The sequence below is a fragment of the Pseudomonas aegrilactucae genome (assembly GCF_019168305.1).
GTDB classification, from domain to species: Bacteria; Pseudomonadota; Gammaproteobacteria; order Pseudomonadales; family Pseudomonadaceae; genus Aquipseudomonas; species Aquipseudomonas aegrilactucae.
In genome coordinates, this window is record NZ_JAHTBI010000127.1 from 1 (window position 1) to 20,038 (window position 20,038).

Consider the following 20,038-nt stretch of genomic DNA (forward strand, 5'->3'; position numbering starts at 1 on the left):
AGTGCGCACTACAAACCGCGGCGCGAGGCCGGCTCGCAGTGGAACCGCAACGAGCATGAGCGCACGCAGCGTGAGCTGGGGTGTGGTTTCACGTTGTACGGCTGGGACGGTGACAACCTGGCGTGGGAGCGCAGCAGACGGTGAAGAACCCAATAACGATCAGGGCCATGGAGCTATGTTGCGTACCTCTTTTTTTGAAATATTCAACTATTTTCTGGATGAGCTCACCTTCGAGGATAACGAAGTGCTGGGTATTGTTGATCTGCGTTGCGAAACGTTAGAAGCCGCAGGGTACGAGTCTACGGGTTATAGAGATGAACACCATGTGTACGAGAAAGCAGTGCATGCGCCTTATCACAAGGCGAGCGTCGTGCTGCTGCACAAGCTGTATTTTTACGCAGACGAGCATTCCGGCAGCGCTTTGAGCCTTTGGTCGGGCGTCAGGCTGACTACATTGCTCAAGGCGTACTGGACACATCGTGGTGTGCCGAACGGGTCACTTGAACACCTGGAATTCTACTTCTGGGACGGCCTGGATGCGGGTGCGGTGATCTTCGAGGGCAATATCGTTGTACGCTTCGATCAACGTCAGGACAAAGGCGCCTACCTCGTTGGAACGGTCGAGAGTCGTCTGGATAAAACCGGCAGACATCCTGGCTTGGCAATCGGTATGGTCAAGGAATGCATGAGCCTGTCCCCCCCGACAGGCACTGCCACGCCACCGAAAATGAAGCAATGGCCGCGTGCATTCGGCCGTCTGGTTCGCTTCATCGGTCAGTACACCCCGCGACCTTGACCGACAGGCCCTGCACACTCAGCGCCTACCCAGAATCTTGCCCAGCATCTCCGGCCGCGGCGCACCCTGCTGGGTCTGCAACTGCTGCTGGTCATCCAGATAGAAAATGGCCGGGGTGGCCGACAGGCCCAGCTCTTCCATCAACGCCAGGTTGCCATCGAGCTTGGCTTGTACCTCGGCCGGGATCTTCGCCAGCGGCTTGAGCGTGCTGGCCTTGCCGGCGCTTTCATGGGCATGCAGGGCTTGTTTCGGGTCGCTGCTGGCCAGCAGCGAGGCCGATTTGGCCGGGCTGTCCTCGCGGATGATCCCCACCATGATGTGGCGCAACTGCACCTTGCCCGAGTCGACCCACGGCCTCGCCTGCTGCCAGAACATATTGCAGTATGGGCAGTTGGGGTCGCTGAACAGGTACACGATACGGGGCGCATCGGCCTTGCCGTCGGCGATCCAGGCGGTCTTGTCGAGTTTGGCCCAGACTTCCTTGGCCAGCGGCGCATACACCAGTTTCTCCAGCGGCGCCTCGCTCAGGTCCTGGCCCTGTTCATCGAACAGGCTGCCCACCAGCACATGCTTGCCATCGGGCGTCAGGTACAGCGCAACGCCACGGTTCTGGAATTGCGCGGCATAGCCTTGCAAGCCATTGGGCGCGTCGAAGCGGCCGACGATCTTCGCGCCCTTGGCTTCGATCTGCTGCACGGCCTTGGGCAGCGCTTCGGCCTGCGCCAGATGGCTGGTGAGCAGGCCCAGCGCGACGGTGAGGGTGGCAATCTTCATGGTGTGGTCCTTGCGGAGGCGGCAGTGTCGACCGCATCGATGCGGTCAAAGGGTTCGAGCGCATGGCGCAGGCTGGCACGGGACAACTCGCCCAGATGGCTGCCCACCAGGCGCCCGTCGGCGTCGTAGAACAGGGTGGTGGGCAGCGCCATGGAGCCGACCTGCTGCGCCAGTTGGCCACCGGTGTCGAACAGCACGTGCGACAGGTTGAGGCCGGTGGTGGCGAGGAAGTTGGTGACGATCTGCGGGGTCTCGCCCTGGTTGACGAACAAGAAAGTGACGTGCGGATAGTCATGCTGGGCCTGTTGCAGTACCGGCATTTCACGCCGGCACGGCGGGCACCAGGTGGCCCACAGGTTGATCACCAGCGGGCGGCCGCGGTGGCTGTCGAGTGCCACCGAGCGGCCCTGGGCATCACGCAAGGCCAGCTCGGGCAGTTGCGTGCCCTGCTCGTACAGGTGGCTCGCCCAACTGGCCAGCACCCAGAACAGCGCGCCACTGAACAAGCCCCAGCCCAGCGGGCGACGCAGGCTCGCACGGCGCCAGCCCTGCCAGGCCGCCGCCAGCAGCACTGCCAGCAGCCCCGCCCAGGGCAGGAAACCACCATCGCGGATGTCGACGATCTGCAGCGGGTCATCGGCGTACATCGGCCAGTAACGCGCCACGAACCCCAGGCGGGCGCACAGCAGGCCGATCAGGAACAGGCGAAACAGCGCCGACTCGGGATTGTCGCCGCCACGCTTGGCCACCCGCCAGCCCACCACTGTGGCCAGGCCCAGCGCACACAACAGCAGCAGGTGGTCGAGGGCGAGGGTCAGCGGGCCAAGGTTAACGGTCAGCATCAGCCTTGGCTCCGGGTGGCGGTCCAGTGTTGCAGGAAGGTGGCGGCGTCGACTTCGCCGGTGATGCGCCTGGCCCGGCGCTCATCGCCCTCGGGACCGATCCACAGCATGCTCGGCGGGCCGGGCACCTGGTAGCGCTGCAGCAGTTGGGTGCTGGCAGGGCTGTCGGCGGTGACATCCAGGCGCACCAGGCGAGCGCCGGTCAATGCGGCGAGTACATCGGTGCGTGAGAACACCTGCTTCTCCATGACTTTGCACGACACGCACCAGTCGGCATAGTAGTCCAGCAATACCCACTGGCCTTGCGCCTTGGCGATGTCCAGCTGCGCCTGCAGCTCGGCCGGGGTACGCACGGTGGTGAAGGCGTCGGCATGCGCCACTGCCCCAGCGTTACCCATGCCAGCGGTATACGGCTGCAGCGGTTGCAGCGGGTTGCTGCCGCCACCGGCCGCACCGATGACCAGCAGCGCGCCCCACAGGCCTGCCAGCAGCCACGCGGTCTGCAAAGCCCGTTTGCCTATGGCGTGCCAGGCGCTCCAGGCCAGGGCAATCAGCCAGGCCCCGCACAGGCCCAGCCACAGCGCAGGGTCGAGCACGGCGCGCAAGGTATACAACGCCATGCCCAGGAACACGAAGCCGAACACACCCTTGACCAGGTTCATCCAGGCGCCCGGGCGCGGCAGATAGCGGTTGCCCACGGTGACCAGCAACAACAGCGGCACGCCCATGCCCAGCCCCAGGCTGAACAGCACCAGTGCGCCCTGCACCGCGTTGCCGCTCTGGGCGATGTACAGCAATGCACCCGCCAGCGGTGCGGTCATGCACGGCCCCATCAGCAAGCCCGACAGCGCGCCCAGCAGCGCAGCACCGTACAGGCTCCCACCACGGGTGTTGCGCCCGGCGCGTTCCAGGCGATCACGCACGAACGTCGGCAGTTGCAGCTCGAAGGCGCCGAACATCGGCAGCGCCAGTAGCACGAACAGCCCCGCCAGGCTGCCCAGCAGCCACGGATTCTGCAGCCAGGCCTGCAGGCTGGCGCCGAGCAGCGCGGCGACCACGCCCAGGGCGGCGTATACCAGTGCCATGCTCAGCACGTAGCTGGCCGCCAGCGCCACGCCGCGGCGGGTGCTGGCGCCGTTGCCCATCACCAGCGCCCCCAGGATCGGCAGCATCGGCAGCGAGCAGGGTGTGAACGCCAGCAACAGGCCCAGGCCGAAGAAGGCCAGCAGGCTCCACAGCAGGGCGTCGCTTTGCAGGCTGCCGGCCAGGGCCTGGTCGCTGGCCTGGGCAGTGCCTGCGCCGGCGTCGCCAAGGTCCACCGCGCTGGTTTGCGGCGGGTAGCACAGGCCGGCGTCGGCGCAGCCTTGCCAGCCCATGCGCAACTGGCCGGTGGCCGTAGCCGGGATCAGCAGTTCAAGCTCGCCGCGGTACACCTGGGTCTGGCCGAAGTACTCGTCGTTGTGGGGCAGGGCCGGCGGCAGCGGCGGTACCGCCTCGGGGGCCAGGCCGTCGAATTTCAAACGCTTCTGGTACAGGTAGTAGCCGTCGCTGATCTGCCAGTGCAGGCGCATGTCGCCTGCGGGCAGGCGTTCGCTGGTGAACACGAAGGCCTTGTCCACCGGCAGGAAATCGCTCTGGGCGAACGGATTGGCGAACGGCTGGGCCTGGCTCAGGGAACTGAGCAGCCACAGCGCGGCAAGCAGGAGTACACGCATGTCGAAGCCTTGGCAGTGCGATGAGCGTTCAAGCCTGCCCGGCGTGGATTAACCCACGGTTAAGCACCGGGCAACCGTCGCCCGGCAGGCGACGCGAGGGCATTGGCGCGGCATAATCCCCGGTTAATCCGCCTGTGGCCCACTGGGCCTTTCTGCCAATGACCGAGCCCGACCATGCACGTACTGCTCTGTGAGGATGATGACCTGATCGCCAGTGGCATCGTTGCCGGCCTGAGCGCCCAGGGCCTGATCGTCGATCGCGTGGCCAGCGCCAGCGCAGCGCGGGCCATGTTGCAGGCGGCGCATTTCGACGTGATGGTGCTGGACCTGGGGTTGCCTGACGAAGACGGCTTGAAACTGCTGCAACGCCTGCGCCAGCAGGGCCACAGCCTGCCGGTGCTGATCCTGACGGCGCGCGATGCGGTGACCGACCGCGTCGACGGCCTGCAGGCCGGTGCCGACGATTACCTGCTCAAGCCGTTCGACCTGCGCGAGCTGGCCGCCCGCCTGCACACCTTGCTGCGACGGGTGGCGGGACGCTGCGTGAACGTCATCGAGCATGGTCCGCTGAGCTTCGACCCCAGCAGTTGCGAGGCGCGCCTGGCCGGCCAGCCGGTGGACCTCTCCAGGCGTGAGCAGGCGCTGCTGCAGGCGCTGCTGCAGAACCGCGGCCGCGTGCTGTCCAGCGAACAGCTCAAGGACAGCGTCTACGGCTTTGGTGACGAGGTCGAAAGCAACGCCCTGAACGTGCATATCCATCACCTGCGGCGCAAGCTGGGCAACGGCATCGTCGAGACGGTGCGTGGCCTGGGCTATCGCCTCGGGCCTGCCCAACTGGCGGAGGGTACCGAGCAATGAGCCTGCGTCTGCGCCTGAGCCTGATTCTGGGCAGCGCCTTCGTCTTGATCTGGGCACTGGCCGCCGCGTGGATGCTGCGCGATCTGCGCCAGCAGATGATGTTTTCCCTCGACCAGCGCCTGGTGGCCTCGGCACGCATGGTTGCCGGGCTGATCGATCAGATGCCGCAGCCGCTCACCAGCCAGGGTGAAGGCACGCGCCTGAGCGCCGACCAGTTGAGCATTCCAGACGGCATGGCGTGCCAGGTCAGTTCGCTGCGTGGCGAGATCCTGGCGCGCAGCCACAACCATGCGGACCAGACCCTGGACGACCAGCGCAGTGGTTTTCATGACCAGATGATCGACGGCTCGCTGTGGCGCAGTTTCACCTACGCGCGGGGCGATGTGCGCATCACCACGGCTGACCGGCACCTGGAGCGCGAAGCGCTGAACCGTTCGATCCTGCTGGCGGCCTCGGCGCCGGTGCTGGTGGCCCTGCTCGGCAGCCTGGGCCTGTTGTGGCTGGGTGTCGGCAAGGGCCTGGCGCCGCTCAACCGCATGCGCGATGCGTTGCGCAAGCGCAGCCCCGATTCTCTGGAGCCCTTGCAGGTGCGCGCCTTGCCCAGCGAGTTGCAGCCCTTGCTCGAAACCCAGAACCAGCTGTTTCAGCGCATCGGCCAGACTATCGAGCGCGAACGGCGCCTGACCGGTGATGCGGCCCACGAGCTGCGCAGCCCGCTGACCGCGATCAAGACTCACCTGCAAGTGGCCCGCATGACCGATGGCCTGGTTCGCGAGCAGGCGCTTGAACATGCCGAGCAGGGCGCCGACCGGCTGCACCGGACCCTGGAGCAGTTGTTGCTGCTGGCGCGGGTCGAAGGCAGCCTGTCGTTCGACGATGGGGTGTCGTACAGCGCCGAGCAGGTTGCGCGCCTGGCCATTCAGGATGCGGGCCTTGGCGACAACCGGCGTATCGTGCTGCAGGCGCCCGAGCAGGCGGCGCTGGTGTACCCGGACATGCCGGCGACCCTCGCCGTGGCGGCGCTGCGCAACCTGCTGGACAACGCCTTGCGCCACAGCGCGGCGGATGCACCGGTCGAACTGCAGGTGTTGGTCCAGGCGCAGCGGGTGGACTTTGTGGTGCGCGATCATGGTCCAGGTATCGCCCCGCAGAACCTCGAGCACGTGACCCAGCGTTTCTGGCGCAATGGCCACAGCGAAGGCTGCGGCCTGGGCCTGGCGATCGTGCAGGCGATCGTGCAGCGCTGCGCCTGTTCGCTGCAGTTCGACAGCCGTGTCGATGGCCTGCGGGTGTTGCTGCAGATGCCGTTGCGGGCACATCAAATGTAACCCTGTACGCCTCGTCAGCCGGGGCCTGCGCCGTTAAGGTGAGTGCCGGACAGCAGCGAGGTGCCAGGGATGGACGAACGGATTCGCATCATCAAGGCCCGGCCGGTCGAAGGCGCGGTGATAGAACGGCTGATGCAGCAGACCATCGCAGAGGGCGCCGGCGCCGACCATCAGGGCCAGCCGCAGGTCATCGAGGCCTGGTCGCGCAGCAAGCAACGCGCGCAGATTGCCCGCTGGTTGTGCGACCCGGCGCTGCACCTGAACCTGGGGCGCTGGCAGGGGCGTCCGGTGGCGACCGGGCTGGCACTGCGCAGCGGCGAAATCTGCCAGTGTTTCGTGCAACCCGACTACTGGCGCCGTGGTGTCGGACGGGCGCTGATGGGCGACCTGGAGCAGGCCTTGCGAGGCTGGGGGTGCCCACGCGCGATGCTGTACAGCACCCCTTCGGCAGTGGCGTTTTTCGAACGCCTGGGGTATGCCGGCAACGGCCCGCCCCTGGGTTTTCACGGCCTGCGCCTGCAATTGATGCACAAAACCCTGTAAAGGCGCCTGCCGGCGCTAAATCGGCGACCCTTTGAAGCGTCTTTCAAGCGAGAACACATCCCGACACATCGCTGCTAAACGGCGCGTGCTGGGGTTATCCGTTTGCTTGCGAGGGTTACTTCAGATGTCAGTCGCTACCCGCCTTGCCGAGGCACAGCCGGCGCCTTCAGCCGCCGAGCCTGGCGAAATGCTTTATCACTTCGAAGACTCGCCATTGCTGGCCCGCCAGAAGCAGCAGGAGTCCAATGCACGCAGCTACCCGCGCCGCATCCCCCTGGCGCTCAAGCGTGCTCGCGGCATCTATGTCGAAGACGTCGAGGGCCGAGAATTCATCGATTGCCTGGCGGGCGCCGGCACCCTGGCACTGGGCCACAATCACCCGGTGGTGATCGAGGCGATCCGGCAGGTCCTGGCCGATGAGCTGCCGCTGCATACCCTGGACCTGACCACGCCGGTCAAGGACCAGTTCGTGCAGGACCTGTTCGGGCTGCTGCCGGCCCAGCTGCGCGCCGAGGCCAAGATCCAGTTCTGCGGCCCGACCGGCACCGATGCGGTGGAGGCCGCGCTCAAACTGGTACGCACCGCCACCGGGCGCAGCACGGTGCTGTCGTTTCAGGGCGGTTACCACGGCATGAGCCTGGGGGCGTTGAGCCTGATGGGCAGCCTGGGGCCGAAAAAGCCCATGGGCGCCTTGCTGGGCAACGGCGTGCAGTTCCTGCCGTACCCGTACGACTACCGTTGCCCGTTCGGGCTGGGTGGCGAGCAGGGCGTGCAGGTCAACCTGCGCTACCTGGAAAACCTGCTGAGCGACCCCGAGGGGGGCGTGCAGCTGCCGGCGGCGGTGATCGTCGAGGTGGTGCAGGGCGAAGGCGGCATGATCCCGGCCGATCTGGACTGGCTGCGTGGCGTGCGCCGGATCACCGAGCAGGCCGGCGTGGCCCTGATCGTCGACGAGATCCAGAGCGGCTTTGCGCGCACCGGCAAGATGTTCGCCTTCGAGCACGCCGGTATCGTGCCGGACGTGGTGGTGCTATCCAAAGCCATTGGTGGCAGCCTGCCGCTGGCCGTGGTGGTGTACCGCGATTGGCTGGACAGCTGGCTGCCGGGCGCGCATGCCGGCACCTTCCGTGGCAATCAGATGGCCATGGCGGCGGGGTCGGCGGTGATGCGCTACCTCAAGGCGCAGACGTGGCAGCCCATGCCCAGGCCATGGGGGCGCGGCTGTGCGAGCACCTGGCGGTGCTGCAGCGTGACTTCCCGCACTTGGGCGACATTCGCGGTCGTGGGCTGATGCTCGGGGTCGAGATCGTCGATCCGCAGGGCGCGGTCGATGCGTTGGGGCATCCGCCTGGCTTCGGCACGCTGGCATCGCTGATCCAGAACGAGTGCCTCAAGCGCGGGCTGATCATCGAGCTGGGTGGGCGCAATGGGTGCGTGGTGCGCTTCCTGCCGCCGCTGATCATCACGGCCGAGCAGGTGGATGAAGTGATGCGCCGTTTCAGCCGGGCGTTGCCGGCGGCCTTGCTGCGGCTCTGACGGGCAACACAACGAAAGCCCCAGGCCTCTCGGTCTGGGGCTTTCTTGTCGCTACGCCTTTGCGGCCAGCGCCTTGATCACCTGATCGATACTGCCCTGCAGTTCGCTCAACGGCTGTTCGCCGCTGCCCTCAAGCACCAGCAAGCGGCTGCCTGCCTGGCTGATCGCTGCCGCGACGGCCTCGCTGGGCTGGCGATGATCGAGCACCAGTGCCACGTCGTTGTCCTTGAGCAATGCCGTCAGTTGCGCCAGCGCCTGCGGTGTCCACTGGTCATCAGCCGGCACGGTGTAACCCACCTGCTCGAGGTTGAGCCCGCCGATCAAATAACCAAAACGCTCCGACAGGCTCACCACGCTCAGGTTGTCCAGATCCCCCAGGCGCGCCTCGCTGTCGGCACTGAGCTTGAGCAATTGCTGCTTGAAGGTGGCCAGGTTGGTCTCGATCCTGCCTTTGGCCGCAGGCGCCAGGCGCACCAGGTCGGCGGCGGTGACATCCGCCATGCGCCCCAGGTTGTTGCTCGACAGCCAGGGCTGGCTGTTCAGGCCCTCCTTGGGTGCGCCCGGCTGCAGGGCGATCCCCGGCAAGCCGCCGTCCACCGGCCGCGCGGCGTCTACTTCGACGATGCGGATGTTGCTGCGCCGCGCCATGGGGTACAGCGGGTCGTCCGCCCACAGCGAGCGCAGGCCGATCACCGCGTCGGCATTGACGGCCATTTTCTGCAGGGCCGATACACCGCGCCCACTGAAATAGGCGGTCTGGCGCGAGCCGGGCAGGTTGGCTGGCGCTGCCCGCTGCAGCTTGACGTCACTGCCCTGGAGCAGCATCTGCCCCAGGCCATAGGTGATCGGCAAGGCGGCCAGTACCTGCACCGGGCGGCTGGCCTCGGCGGCCAGGGCACCAGCGCTGAAGGCTCCGCTCAGGGCCAGTACCAGGGTCAATTGGCGAAATGTCTGCATTATCCGATATTCCCTTTCAGGCTGGGCAGGGTGCCGCGGGCGATGGCGGCGAGGGCGAAGGCCATGCCGGCGACCAGGATGATCGCAGCGCCCGACGGCAGCGGCAGGTCGAACACGATCGGCAGGAGGATGCCGCTCAAGGTGCTGATCGTGGCGATGACCACGGAGGTCCAGAAGAAGCCCTTGAGCGACTGGCTGAGCAGTCGGGCGGCCGCCGCCGGAATCACCAGCAGTGCACCTACCAGGATCGCGCCGATGACTTTCACCGCCGCGACGGTGATCAGCGTCACCAGCACCACGAACAGGTAGTCCAGGGTTTTTACCGCCACCCCGCGCACCGCCGCCAGCTGCGGGTTGAAGCTGGCCAGCATGATGCGGTTGTACAGCGGCAGGCTCAGGCCCAGCACCAGTGCGCCGACGATCGCCAGCACCAGCAGGTCGTTGCCGTTGACCGTCAGTACCGAGCCGAACAGCACGTTCTCGAGGATGTGCACGTTGATCTTGCCCGCCAGGATCAGCAGCAGGCTTGCCCCCAGCGCCAGCGACACCGACAGGAACACCCCGATCAGCGTGTCCGGGGCCAGGCCGGTGCGGTTGCGCAGGTAGTTGAGCAGCACGCCGAACAGCAGGCAGTAACCGAACAGGCTGCCGTAGGGCCCGGTGTAGGGTTCGCCGAGCAGAATGCCGATGGCGACCCCGGTGAGGGCGGCATGGCCGACGGCTTCGGAGAAGAACGCAAAGCGCTTGACCACCACCAGCGTGCCCAGGCCGCCCAGCACCGGGCCTATCAGCAGGCCGGCGAGCAGGGCGTTGACCACGAAGCCGTAGGCCAGCGCTTCGGGCAGGTAGCCCGAGGACGCCAGGCCCTGGATCATCAGGCGAAATTCTTCATAGTTCATCAGGCGTGGCTCCCGCTCGCCGCGCCAGCACTGCGCGGGTGGGTGGAAAACAGCTGCAGCAGTGCGTCCGGGTTCAGCGCCTGCTCCGGCACGGCGTCGAACAGGATGCGCCGGTTGAGCCCGGTGACGTGGTCGGCCAGGCGCTTGACGGCTGCCAGGTCATGCTCGATCCACAGCACGGTGGTGCCGCTGGCACGCCAGTCGACCAGCAGGTGTTCGAAGATGCGGATGCCGGCTTCGTCCAGTGCCGACATCGGTTCGTCCAGCACCAGCAGTTGCGGGGCGGGGATCAGCCCCTGAGCCAGCAGCACGCGCTGGCGCTCGCCGCCAGACAGCGCGCCCATGCGGCGCTTGCGCTTGTCCTGCATGCCCACCCGTTCCAGGGCCTGGCCGATGCTGGCCGCGTAATGGCGCGACAGGCCCAGGAACGCCGGGCGACGCTGGCACATGGCGGCCATGAAATCGTCGACGGTCATCGGCAGCCCGCGGTCGAACTCCAGTGCCTGCGGCACGTAGCCGATGCAGCCAGGGGCACCGGCCCAGTGCAGGTTGAGGCGGCCGTGGTGCGGCATCTGGCCGAGCAGGGTCTTGATCAGCGAGCTCTTGCCACCGCCATTGGGGCCGACCAGTGCATGTACGCTGCCAGGGCGCACGTTGAAGCTCACCTGGTCCAGGATGGTGGTGCGGCCCAGGGTCAGACCCACGGCGTCGAACTCCACGCCAGGGCCCTGGGTAGCCATGGCGATGTGCTCGACAGCGCTCATGCGCCGGCCTCCTGGATCGCTCGCACCACGGTGTTGAGGTTGTTGCTCATTTCTTTCTCGTATTTCTCGGCGCTGTAGTCGCCGTAGGAAATGTGCGACAGCGGGTACAGGCGTACCCCCGACTCGCGCTGGATGGTCTCGACGTAGGTGGAGGGGAAGTCCAGTTCCGAGAAGATCACCTTCACGTCCAGGTCGCGCAGCTGGTTGATGGTCTTCTTCAACTGGCTGGGGCTGGGCTCGATGCCGTGCGCGGGCTCGACCACGGCCGTCACTTCCAGGCCGAACTCGCGCAGCAGGTAGTCATAGGCGGCATGCACGGTGGCCACGCGCAGGTCGGGGTTGGGTGCGCTGGTCAGCTTGGCCAGCGCCTCGGCACGCAACTGGCGCAGGCGTTTGCCGTACGCGCGGGCATTGGCGGTGTAGGTCTTGGCATTGGCCGGGTCGAGCTTGCCCAGTTCGCGGGCAATGTTGTTGACCTGGGCGATCGAGGCGCTGATCGAGAGGAAGGTGTGCGGGTTGACGACCTTGCCTGCGCCGCGTGCGGCGATACCGGTGGCGGCCAGCAAGGGCACGTTGGCGTTGGCTTCGATGGTTGCCACGTCGGGCTTTTCGCTGGCTTCGATCATGCGGTCGGCAAAGTCGTCGTGGCCGACGCCGTTGAGCACCACTACATCCAGCGTGCCGATGCGCTTGATGTCTTCGGCGCGCGGTTCGTAGGCATGCGGGTTGAAGCCGGCCGGTATCAGCGGTACCACCTCGGCCTTGTCGCCGACGATGTTTGCCACATAGCTGTAGTAGGGGTGCAGGGTGATGCCGATACGCAGGCGCTTGGCGTCTTCGGCGTGCGCCAGCGGCAGCATGCACAGGGTGAGCAGGCCGGCCAGCAACAGCCGGCGTGGGGCGAACAGTGATGAAATAGACATGGGCACGCGGTCTTCTCTCAAGTGAATCCGTGGGTTCAGTGCCGATGCTGGCGAGTGACCCCGGCATCGAATTGCGCTACTACCTGCTGCCAGCCGGCGGCGCTCAAGGCGGCGTCACTGAAATCGGCAGGGGCGGCGAGGTCGGCGCTGCGGTTGAGCCAGATGTCGGCCGGGCTGTCAGGTTGTGCGCCCAGGCGCATCAGGAACGAACCGGCCACCTCGTTGGCCTGGCTGAGCCCCAGGTAAGCCTTGCCATCGAGCAACTGCCAGCGATGACCGCCGCGGCTGAGCGCACTGGCGTCGCGGGCAAACGGCGCAAAGCCTTCGCCATCCAGCTCGGCGGGGGTTGGCAGGGCCTGCTGTTCCTGCTGCAGCAACTGGATTTCATCGAGGGTGACCCGCAGGTCGGCATACACGCCTTGCTCGCCGGCGCTCAGGTCGCGGCGCGCGTCGAGTTGGTGGGACGCCACCTGGGCAACTTCGGCAGGCTCGCCACGCCACATCACCACCGTACCGGCCACCAGCAGCACCAGGGCGCAGAACAGCAGTACATACAGCGTTTCATGGCCGGCACCGGCCGGGCGGATGGTCTGGGTCGTGGTCGGTGTACTCATGGTGCCTCGATATCGGCCTGGTCGATTTCCACCACATGCCCGGGGCCTGCGTCGAACAGCACGTAGAACTCGGCATCGGGGCGCTTGAAGGTCAGTGTGGAGTCGGCGCCCAGTTTGCCGGGTACCAGGATGCTCTCGTCATAGCCGACCACGTCCAGGGTCACCCCGGGCGCGCCGCTGCCATCGGAAAAGCCGCCGGTGCACTGGATCTGGCCGTCGGCGATCTCCTTGCACTCGCAGATCGGGTTGTGGGCAAGTGCCAGGCTGCTGAAGGCGCTGGCGGCGAGCAGAAGTGCGGCGCCCGTCAGGCGGCGCAACGGGTGAAGTACGGGCGTCATGGTTTGCCTCCTTGTTTTTCAAGCCAGGCCACGGTGCTCGGCGAGGCCTGGCTGAGCGGGATCGAGCCTTGGTGCATGCTGCCATCCCAGCCTTCCATGGTGATCCACAGCTCGGCGTCGGGTTTGGTCTTTTGCGGGACGGGCACCGAGGCGCCCATGCGATACGGTGAGCCGAAGAAGATCCCGCCAGCGGCGCGCAGGCTGCGCGGCTTGCCGATGCGCAGGTAGGTGGCCTTGACCTGCGCGATGCAGGCCTGGCACAGGCTGGCGTTGAAGCTCTTCATGTAGCCGGCCGGGCCGTCCTGGCGCGGTGCTTCGTTGCGCAGCTCTGCCAGTTTCAGGCTCCAGGGGCCGACCTGTACCTCACCGATCTCGCGTTCGCCCAGGCCCACGTCGCCACGAAACAAGGCCGCATCGGCGAAGTACTTGGGCATGAAGCCCAGCGGTACGAGCAGCAGCAGGATATTGATGTGAAAGCGCCACTTCAGCCAGAACTGGCGCAGGCGCGAGGGCCGTTGTGCAGGGGTCGCGGTGCTCATGCCTGGCTCTCCGAAGGGGTTGGGGTGGCCGCGGCGGTGCGTTTGACGCGTGCCGGCTTTTCGCTGCGCTTGAGTGCGGCTGCGGTGGCGATGGCGGTGCGCTTGGTCCAGATCAGCAGGCCACTGAGCACCATCATGCTCAGGAGCAGGCCGAACAGGAACCAGATCAGCTTGATCCAGATACCGCCGAAATCACCGGTGTGCAGCGGGCGCATGGACTCGGTGACGAACTCCAGCTTGCTGCGGTCCGACAGCAGTTCATGCGCCTCGACCGCGCCGTTGTAGGGGTTGACCGAGGCGGTCTGGAACATCAGCGGGTACCAGCTGCGTCCACCTACCATGGTATGGCTGTAGGCGTTGCTCGGCAGGCTGATGAAGCTCACGTCCAGCCCCGGAATCTTGTCGATGGCGATTTTTTCGATGGCGTCCAGGCTCAGTACCGGGGCCGGCTGCCCGGCTGGCGCGGTGGGCACGTTCTCGCGCGCGATCACCGGGACCACCGGGTTGCTGCTGATCGAAATCTGGTAGTCGGAAAGAATGGCCTGGATCAGAAACCAGGTGCCGGTGATGGAAATCACTGCAATGAACCAGATCGACCAGATCCCGCTCAGGCGGTGAAAGTCGCCCCAGAAAATGCGCGCACCGTGCTTGACGCGCAACGTGGGCTTGAGAAAGCCCTTCCAGAAACGCTTGTACACCACCAGGCCGGTGACCAGCGAGGCCAGCATCGGCAGCCCCAGCAGCGACACCAGGTACCAGCCCCAGCTGAAGCCATTGGTGAACGGCACCAGCCACCAGCCGTGCAGGGCACGGGTAAAGGCCTGGAAGTTGAATTGCGCTGCCTCGCCCTGGATGACCCCGCTGTAGGGGTTGACGTAGAGCGTGGTGGAGCGGGCGTCGGGGTAGGTGACCCTCACGTTCAGGGCAAAGTGCGACTCGTCCGGGCGCACGATGGTGCTGACATTCACCCCCGGTTGCGCCGCCTCCACCGCCGCGCGCACCTGATCGAAGCCGAGCAGCGGTGGGTCGCCATCAGGCTTGGAGGCGCGCACTTCGGGCTGGGCCAGCCAGACGATTTCCTGGCTGACCACGGCCAGGGTCCCGGTAAAGCACACGATCAGCACGAAGAACCAGATCGGCAGTGCCAACCAGCTATGGACCAGAAACCAGAGTTTTGAGCGTGACTTTTTCGACATTGGGCAGGCAACTTCGATTCGGTGTGTGATGAGCAGGAGCCAGCGGAGCACGCAGTGTAGGGCTCAGGCTCGCGCGAAAGGGTGCATCGGTAACTGTTAGGACGAATGAGAAGCAGAAATCCTGCATTAAAAAATGCAAGCAAATGTTTCAAAGGCCCCTGACCTGCCACCGGGAGCCCTCCAAACTACCCTGTGCAGGGCCTGCGACCTTACTCGAATGAGCGCCCCGCACGCCAGTAGCCCATCAGGGGCAGGGCGCTGCGGTCCAGGCCCTGTGAGCCGGCGAGCCTGCGCAGGCCGCGGCTGGCGGCCGTGCCGGCGAATCAGGCGATGCACGCCAGCACCTTGCCTGGCGGTTAATTTTTCATGCGTTGTATCCGTTTCGTAGGGATAGCCGGGCCTTCGCCTCGACAGTCAACGTGTACGGAAGCAATCCGATGAATGCTGAAAAGTCCCTCCAACTCGCCCGCCGCTTCATCGAATTGCCGTTGGAAAAACGCGGCCTCTTCCTGCAAGCCTTGAGCAACGAAGGCCTGGATTTTTCGCAGTTTCCGATCCCGGCCGGGGTACAGGTGCCGGATCGGCTGGCGTTGTCGTATGCCCAGCAGCGCATGTGGTTCCTGTGGCAGATGGACCCTGAAAGTGGCGCCTACAACCTGCCGGGGGCGGTGCGCCTGAGCGGTGCGCTGGATATCGATGCGCTGGAGCGCGCCTTTGCCCTGCTGGTGGCGCGGCATGAGGTGTTGCGCACGGTCTTCCAGCCCCAGCCCGATGACAGCCTGCGCCAGGTGCCACTGCAGCGGCCGGTGCGGCTTGAGCGGGTCGAGCTTGCCGACCTGCCAGCCGACGCGCGCGAGCGTCGCGTACAGCACGAGGCTCAATTGGAATCGGTGCGTGCGTTCGACCTCGAGCACGGCCCGTTGCTGCGCCTGTGCCTGTTGACGCTGGCCGATGACGAGCATGTGTTGCTGCTGACCTTGCACCACATCGTCTGCGACGGTTGGTCGATGAACGTGCTGATCGAAGAGTTCAGTCGCGCCTACGATGCCTGTGCCCAGGGCCAGGCGCCGCAGTTCGAGGCTTTGCCGATCCAGTACGCCGACTACGGCCTGTGGCAGCGTCGCTGGCTGGAGGCCGGCGAGCAGGCGCGGCAACTGGCGTACTGGCGCGAAAAACTCGGGGACGAGCACCCGGTACTGGAGCTGCCATTGGACCATTCGCGTCCGACCTCGCCCAGCTTCAAGGGCGAGCGCCTGAGCCTGGCGCTGGAGGCCGGGCTGGCTGAACAGGTGCGCGGGTTTGCCCGCCAGCACAACGTCTCGTTGTTCATGGTGTTGCTGGCCGCGTTCAACGTCCTGCTGTACCGCTACACCGGGCAGACCGACGTGCGCTTCGGCAGCCCGGTGGCCAACCGCAATCGCAGCGAGCTGGAGGGCCTGATCGGCTTTTTCGTGAACACCCAGGTCTTGCGTACCCCGCTCGAAGGGCACATGAGCTTCATCGAGCTGTTGCAGGCCACGCGCGACACGGTAATGGGCGCGCAATCCCATCAGGACCTGCCGTTCGAACGCCTGGTCGAGGCACTGCGCCTGGAGCGCAGCCTCAGTCATTCGCCGCTGTTCCAGGTGATGTTCAACCATCAGCCGGACGTGGCGGATGTGAGTGCGATCAAGCTGGCGGGCGGTCTGCAACTGTCGATGCTTGACTGGCGCAGCCGCACCACCGAGTTCGACCTGAGCCTGGACACCTATGAGCAGGGGGGCACCCTGCAGGTGGCCTGGACCTATTCGACCGACCTGTTCGCGGCGTCGACCATCGAGCGCATTGCCGACCACTGGGTGAGCCTGCTGCGCGCCATCGTCGCGGCCCCTGAGCAGCGCCTGGATGCATTGCCGCTGCTCAGTGCCGAGCAGCAGCGGCTGTTGCACGACTGGGGCCATGCGCCGTTGGACTGTCCGGACCTGCGTGTGCATCAGCGCTTCGAGCAGCAGGCGATGCAGCGGCCCGATGCCCTGGCGCTGGTCTTTGAAAGCACGCACCTGAGCTACCGCGAGCTGAACCAGCGCGCCAACCGACTGGCGCGCCACCTGGTCGAGCACGGTGTGGGGCCGGATGTACCGGTCGGGATTGCCGTGGAGCGTGGCGTGGACATGATCGTCGGCCTGCTGGCGGTGCTCAAGGCCGGGGGCGCCTATGTGCCGCTCGACCCGCAATACCCGCAGGATCGCCTGCACTGCATGATCGAGGACAGCGGCACGCCGTTGCTGCTGACCCAGACGCCGTTGCTGGGGCGTCTGCAGGTTCCGGCGGGTGTGCGCAGCCTGTGCCTGGACCAGGACGGGGCCTGGGCCGGGCTGGACAGCTGCGACCTGGCCAACACCGCCCACGCCCAGAACCTGGCCTATGTGATGTTCACCTCGGGGTCGACCGGTCGGCCCAAGGGCGTGGGCATCAGCCACCAGGCGCTGGCCGGGCATGCCCAGGTAGCGCGGGAGTTCTCCCGGCTGGGGCCCGATGACCGCACGCTGCAGTTCGCCACCTTCAACTTCGACGCGTTCGTCGAACAGTTCTATCCGGCGCTGATCTGTGGTGCGGCGGTGGTGTTGCGCGGCCCGGAAATCTGGGACAGCGAGCGCTTCTATCACGAACTGATCGACAAGCAGATCACCGTCACCGACTTGTCCACGGCCTACTGGAGCCTGCTGGCCAAGGACTTTGCCGCTGCCGGCCCGCGCGACTACGGCCGCCTCAAGCGCGTGCATATCGGCGGTGAAGCGATGCCGCCAGAGGGTATTGCGGCCTGGCGCCAGGCGGGGCTGCAGCAGGTTGCGCTGCTCAATACCTATGGCCCCACCGAAGCCACGGTGTGCGTCACCACGCTCGAGTGCGGCGACTATGTCAGCGGTACGCGCAGTACGCCGTCGAGCATGCCGATCGGGAAGGTGCTGGGCGGACGCAGCATCTACGTGCTGGACGACAGCGGTGCGCCAACACCCATAGGGGTGGTGGGGGAGCTGGTGGTGGGCGGCGAGTTGCTGGCGCGTGGCTATTTCAACCGCCCCGGCCTGACCGCCGAGCGCTTCATGCCCGACCCGTTTGCGGCGCAGCCGGGCGGGCGTCTCTACCGGACCGGTGACCTGGCGCGCTTCAATGCCGAGGGTGTGATCGAGTACGTCGGGCGCATCGACCACCAGGTCAAGATCCGAGGTTTTCGCATCGAGCTGGGCGAGATCGAGTCGCGCCTGCTGGAGCTTGAGGGTATCCGCGCCGCGGTGGTGCTGGCCCAGCCGGGCGCAGCGGGCCAGCAACTGGTGGGCTATGTGGTCCCCAGTGACAGCCACGCCCTGGCCGCCGAGGCCCAGGGCGCGCTGCGCGAACGCATCAATACCCGGTTGCGTGAGGTATTGCCGGACTACATGGTGCCGGCCTACCTGCTGTTGCTCGAACGGCTGCCGTTGAGCCCGAATGGGAAACTCGATCGCAAGGCTCTGCCGGCGGTGGACGCCAGCCAGGCCCAGCACACCTACGTAGCGCCGCGCAGCCAGCTGCAGCGGCAGGTGGCGGCGATCTGGCAGGACGTGCTCAAGCTTGAGCGTGTCGGCCTGGATGACGCCTTCTTCGAGATCGGCGGGCATTCCCTGCTGGCGACCCAGGTGGTGTCGCGCGTGCGCCAGGTGCTGGGGCATGACGTGGCCTTGCGTACCCTGTTCGAGCGCAGCCGGCTGGGTGATTTCGTGGCCGCCCTGGGGGCGCCGCCGGCCGGCCAGGAGCCACCGTTCGAGGTGGTCGAACGCGGGCAGCCGTTGCCGCTCTCCTATGCCCAGGAACGCCAATGGTTCCTCTGGCAGCTGGACCCGCAGAGTAGTGCCTATCACCTGCCTGCAGCCCTGCGCCTGCGCGGGGCGCTGGACATACCGGCGCTGCAGCGCAGTTTCGACAGCCTGCTCGCTCGGCATGAAAGCCTGCGTACCACCTTCGTCGAGGTTGATGGCCAGGCGCGGCAAGTGATCGCCGCGCAGGCGCGCGTCAACATCGACCTTGAGGTGTTGGCGGCGGTTGCGGATCAGGCTGCGCAGATCCAGGCCCGCGTCGAGACCGAGAGCAGCCGCCTGTTCGCGCTCGATCAGGGGCCGTTGCTGCGGGTGAAGCTGTTGCAACTGGCAGCCGATGACCATGTGCTGATCCTGACCCAGCACCACATCGTCTCCGATGGCTGGTCGATGCAGGTGATGGTCGACGAATTGATCGCCCTGTACGCCGGTTACAGCGAGGGGCGCGAGGTGCAACTGCCGTCACTGCCGATCCAGTACGCCGATTTTGCCCATTGGCAGCGCGACTGGATGGAGGCGGGTGAGCGCGAGCGCCAACTGGCTTACTGGCGCACGCAATTGGGGGGTGAGCAGCCGGTACTGGAGCTGCCGACCGATCACCCGCGCCCTGGTACTCGCAGTTTCAAGGGCGCGAAACTGGACGTCGAACTGGATGCCGCGCTGTTCGAGGCGCTTCGCCAGGTTGCCCGGCGTGAAGGTGTGACGCCCTTCATGCTGCTGCTGGCCTCTTTCCAGGTGCTGCTGCATCGCTACAGTGGCCAGGGCGAGGTGCGTGTGGGTGTGCCTGTGGCTGGCCGCAATCGTCTGGAGACCGAGCGCCTGATCGGCTTCTTCGTCAATACCCTGGTGCTCAAGGCGAACCTGCACCCCCAGCAGGGCTTTGCCCAGGTGCTGCAGCAGGTGCGCCAGGCGACGCTGCAGGCCCAGGCCCATCAGGACCTGCCGTTCGAACAACTGGTGGAGGCGCTGCAGCCAGACCGCAGCCTGGCCCATAGCCCGCTGTTCCAGGTGATGTTCAACCACCATGCCGAGGATGCGGGGGGGCTGCAGGCGATCAGGTCTGTGCAGGCATTGCAGGTCGAACGCCTGAACTGGGACAACCACACGGCGCAGTTCGACCTGGTGCTGGACACCACCGAAACCGCACAAGGCCTGTCGGCGATTCTGGTGTATGCCACGGACCTGTTCGAAGCCGCCACCATCGAGCGCCTGGCCCGGCACTGGCAAAACCTGTTGCAGGCTATCGTGGCCGCGCCGCAGCAACGCATCGGCGAGCTGCCCTTGCTGGAGGCCAGCGAACAGCAGGCCACTCTCCAGCAGTGGAACCCGGCCCCCGCGCAGTTCACCAGCCCGCGATGCATCCATGAGCTGATCGAAGCCCAGGCCGCCCGCGCACCGGATGCCATCGCGCTGACACTGGGTGACACACAGCTCGGTTATGGCGAGCTGAACGAGCGCGCCAACCAGTTGGCCCACGCGTTGATTGCCCAGGGCATCGGCCCGGAAGTGCTGGTCGGCCTGGCCTGCGAGCGCAGCCTGGAGATGGTCGTCGGCCTGCTGGCGATTCTCAAGGCCGGCGGTGCGTA

At 66.1% G+C, this 20,038-nt stretch carries 16 protein-coding genes and 1 pseudogene; 6 read left to right on the plus strand and 11 right to left on the minus strand.

All coding sequences use genetic code 11. The features are described from left to right. Window positions 1–175 precede the first annotated feature (175 nt). A complete protein-coding gene (locus KUO17_RS25455; protein ID WP_217978325.1) occupies window positions 176–796 on the plus strand; it encodes a hypothetical protein in 621 nt (206 codons plus the stop codon). An 18-nt stretch (window positions 797–814) separates the two neighbouring features. On the opposite strand, the gene dsbG is transcribed toward KUO17_RS25455, so the two are convergent. The 3 genes from dsbG to dsbD are packed head-to-tail and all read right to left on the minus strand — an operon-like array spanning window position 815 to window position 4,127. Further along, window positions 815–1,570: a thiol:disulfide interchange protein DsbG gene (gene dsbG / locus KUO17_RS25460; RefSeq protein WP_217978326.1), complete on the minus strand. Its 756-nt coding sequence runs from the start codon at window positions 1,568–1,570 to the stop codon at window positions 815–817. After that, a complete protein-coding gene (locus KUO17_RS25465; protein WP_217978327.1) occupies window positions 1,567–2,412 on the minus strand; it encodes a TlpA disulfide reductase family protein in 846 nt (281 codons plus the stop codon). The genes dsbG and KUO17_RS25465 overlap by 4 nt, the downstream gene beginning before the upstream one ends. Next, on the minus strand, window positions 2,412–4,127 hold the full coding sequence (gene dsbD, locus KUO17_RS25470; protein WP_217978328.1) for a protein-disulfide reductase DsbD: 1,716 nt from the start codon (window positions 4,125–4,127) through the stop codon (window positions 2,412–2,414). Before dsbD ends, KUO17_RS25465 begins: the two co-directional genes overlap by 1 nt. 174 nt (window positions 4,128–4,301) lie before the next feature. On the opposite strand from dsbD, the gene KUO17_RS25475 reads away from it, so the two are divergent. From KUO17_RS25475 to KUO17_RS25490, 4 genes and pseudogenes are all read left to right on the plus strand, one after another. Continuing rightward, complete coding sequence (locus tag KUO17_RS25475) at window positions 4,302–4,985, plus strand: response regulator (protein ID WP_217978329.1); 684 nt, start codon at window positions 4,302–4,304, stop codon at window positions 4,983–4,985. Then, window positions 4,982–6,313 (plus strand): ATP-binding protein, encoded by a 1,332-nt coding sequence (locus tag KUO17_RS25480; RefSeq protein WP_217978330.1) that lies wholly within the window; start codon window positions 4,982–4,984, stop codon window positions 6,311–6,313. The genes KUO17_RS25475 and KUO17_RS25480 overlap by 4 nt, the downstream gene beginning before the upstream one ends. 69 nt (window positions 6,314–6,382) lie before the next feature. Beyond that, window positions 6,383–6,856, plus strand: coding sequence for a GNAT family N-acetyltransferase (locus tag KUO17_RS25485; RefSeq protein ID WP_217978331.1), 474 nt, complete (start codon window positions 6,383–6,385; stop codon window positions 6,854–6,856). 124 nt (window positions 6,857–6,980) lie between these two features. Further along, window positions 6,981–8,392, plus strand: a pseudogene (locus tag KUO17_RS25490) (diaminobutyrate--2-oxoglutarate transaminase). A gap of 51 nt (window positions 8,393–8,443) precedes the next feature. Here KUO17_RS25490 and KUO17_RS25495 read toward each other — a convergent pair. Genes KUO17_RS25495 through KUO17_RS25530 form a run of 8 tightly spaced genes read right to left on the minus strand, consistent with a single transcriptional unit; the run spans window position 8,444 to window position 14,622 of the window. Then, on the minus strand, window positions 8,444–9,349 hold the full coding sequence (locus KUO17_RS25495; protein WP_217978332.1) for a metal ABC transporter substrate-binding protein: 906 nt from the start codon (window positions 9,347–9,349) through the stop codon (window positions 8,444–8,446). Continuing rightward, on the minus strand, window positions 9,349–10,248 hold the full coding sequence (locus tag KUO17_RS25500) for a metal ABC transporter permease (protein ID WP_217978333.1): 900 nt from the start codon (window positions 10,246–10,248) through the stop codon (window positions 9,349–9,351). The genes KUO17_RS25495 and KUO17_RS25500 overlap by 1 nt, the downstream gene beginning before the upstream one ends. Next, complete coding sequence (locus KUO17_RS25505; protein ID WP_217978334.1) at window positions 10,248–11,012, minus strand: metal ABC transporter ATP-binding protein; 765 nt, start codon at window positions 11,010–11,012, stop codon at window positions 10,248–10,250. The genes KUO17_RS25500 and KUO17_RS25505 overlap by 1 nt, the downstream gene beginning before the upstream one ends. Next, window positions 11,009–11,935 (minus strand): metal ABC transporter substrate-binding protein, encoded by a 927-nt coding sequence (locus KUO17_RS25510; RefSeq protein WP_217978335.1) that lies wholly within the window; start codon window positions 11,933–11,935, stop codon window positions 11,009–11,011. Before KUO17_RS25510 ends, KUO17_RS25505 begins: the two co-directional genes overlap by 4 nt. A gap of 35 nt (window positions 11,936–11,970) precedes the next feature. Beyond that, window positions 11,971–12,549 carry a DUF6162 family protein gene (locus KUO17_RS25515; protein ID WP_217978336.1) on the minus strand — a complete coding sequence of 193 codons (579 nt, stop codon included), beginning with the start codon at window positions 12,547–12,549 and terminating at the stop codon, window positions 11,971–11,973. Next, window positions 12,546–12,887 carry a hypothetical protein gene (locus tag KUO17_RS25520; RefSeq protein ID WP_217978337.1) on the minus strand — a complete coding sequence of 114 codons (342 nt, stop codon included), beginning with the start codon at window positions 12,885–12,887 and terminating at the stop codon, window positions 12,546–12,548. Before KUO17_RS25520 ends, KUO17_RS25515 begins: the two co-directional genes overlap by 4 nt. Then, window positions 12,884–13,426: a thiamine pyrophosphate-binding protein gene (locus KUO17_RS25525; protein WP_217978338.1), complete on the minus strand. Its 543-nt coding sequence runs from the start codon at window positions 13,424–13,426 to the stop codon at window positions 12,884–12,886. Before KUO17_RS25525 ends, KUO17_RS25520 begins: the two co-directional genes overlap by 4 nt. Next, window positions 13,423–14,622: a PepSY-associated TM helix domain-containing protein gene (locus KUO17_RS25530; RefSeq protein ID WP_217978339.1), complete on the minus strand. Its 1,200-nt coding sequence runs from the start codon at window positions 14,620–14,622 to the stop codon at window positions 13,423–13,425. The genes KUO17_RS25525 and KUO17_RS25530 overlap by 4 nt, the downstream gene beginning before the upstream one ends. Window positions 14,623–15,059: 437 nt before the next feature. On the opposite strand from KUO17_RS25530, the gene KUO17_RS25535 reads away from it, so the two are divergent. Beyond that, window positions 15,060–20,038 (plus strand): non-ribosomal peptide synthetase (locus tag KUO17_RS25535; protein WP_217978340.1); only part of this gene is annotated, 4,979 nt, incomplete at its 3' end.